We start from the raw sequence: 1,306 nt of genomic DNA on the forward strand, positions 1-1,306 counted from the left end.
CCAATTTTTAGGTCCATCCGGGAAGTGTGTGGGTTCGGTAGAATTCTCCGCGAAGGAGAACACCGATGCAGGAAACCGAATTCTACCAGCAAATCCTTGGACTCGAGCAACCGTGGTTCGTTGCTGACGTCAAGCTCGATACCGAGGCGCAGCGAGTTGATGTCACCGTAGAACATCCCGAAGGCACGTCATTCCCATGCCCCGAATGCGGGAAGTCGTGTGCGGTGTATGACCACACTGCATCGCGTCGCTGGAGGCACTTGGACACGATGCAGTTCAGGACAATCCTTCACGCCCAACCGCCCCGCGTGAAGTGCGCCAAGCATGGCGTCAAGCAAGCTCGCTTACCCTGGGCGGAAAAGAACAGTCGGTTCACAATCCTCTTTGAACGCTTCGCGATCGATGTTCTCGTGGCGAGCCAAACCATTAAAGGCGCGCAGAGCATCTTGCGAACGAGTTGGGACGAAACGTGGCACATCCTTGAAAAGGCCGTTGCTCGTGGCAAGGCACGGAAGACTCAAGAGCCGTTACCACGAATCGGGATTGATGAGAAAGCATTCCGCAAGGGCCAAAACTACATCACGCTGATCTATGATCTCGACCGTAGCACCGTCGAGGCGATCTCCGATGGCAATGACACCGAGAGTGGAAACGCCTGTTTTTCCCAGTTTTCTCCACAGCAACTCGAATCGGTGGAGGCGATCGCGATGGACATGAGTGCGGCCTTCGTCAAAAGTGCAAAGCAGTACATTCCTCTGGCCGAAACCAAGATCGTTCACGATCGCTTCCATGTCATGAAGCTGGCAAGTGAAGCCGTCGACAAGGTTCGCCGCGGGGAACACCGTCAACTAAAACAAGAAGGTGACGATCGTTTGACCGGGACCCGCTATCTGTGGCTGACCAGCCAAGAGAATCTAACCGATGACCAGAAAGCGAGATTCGACTTGGTCTACAAGCAGGAACTCGAGACGGGCAAGGCTTGGGCATACAAGGAGATGCTGCGTGACCTTTGGCACCATGGGGACGCCGGAGCAGCAACGCTGTTCTTCCATGATTGGTATCGCCGCGTCATTCACACAAAACTGGATCCGCTGAAGAAGGTCGCGCGAACAATCAAAGAGCGATTAGCCAACGTTGTGAGTTACTGCACGCACGAAATCACCAACGCCGTCGCCGAGGGGATCAACAGCAAGATCATGTCGATCAAGCGCCGCGTTGGCGGCTACCGCAATCGGGAGAACTTCAAGACGGCGATCTATTTCTACTGCGGCGGACTCAAGCTCTACCCACAATAAACCCGGATGGA

General features: G+C 54.7%; 1 protein-coding gene. It reads left to right on the plus strand.

Translation table 11 applies throughout. The features are described 5' to 3' along the window. The first annotated feature begins 65 nt into the window (after positions 1–65). A complete protein-coding gene (locus tag FYK55_RS28690) occupies positions 66–1,295 on the plus strand; it encodes an ISL3 family transposase (protein WP_150080054.1) in 1,230 nt (409 codons plus the stop codon). Positions 1,296–1,306 lie beyond the last annotated feature (11 nt).

Source organism: Roseiconus nitratireducens (genome assembly GCF_008629675.1).
Classification (GTDB): Bacteria; Planctomycetota; Planctomycetia; order Pirellulales; family Pirellulaceae; genus Stieleria; species Stieleria nitratireducens.

What these genes read in the sequence shown, in the direction of transcription:
- FYK55_RS28690 (WP_150080054.1), top strand. Translation starts at nt 66, where the DNA reads ATGCAGGAAACCGAATTCTACCAGCAAATCCTTGGACTCGAGCAACCG.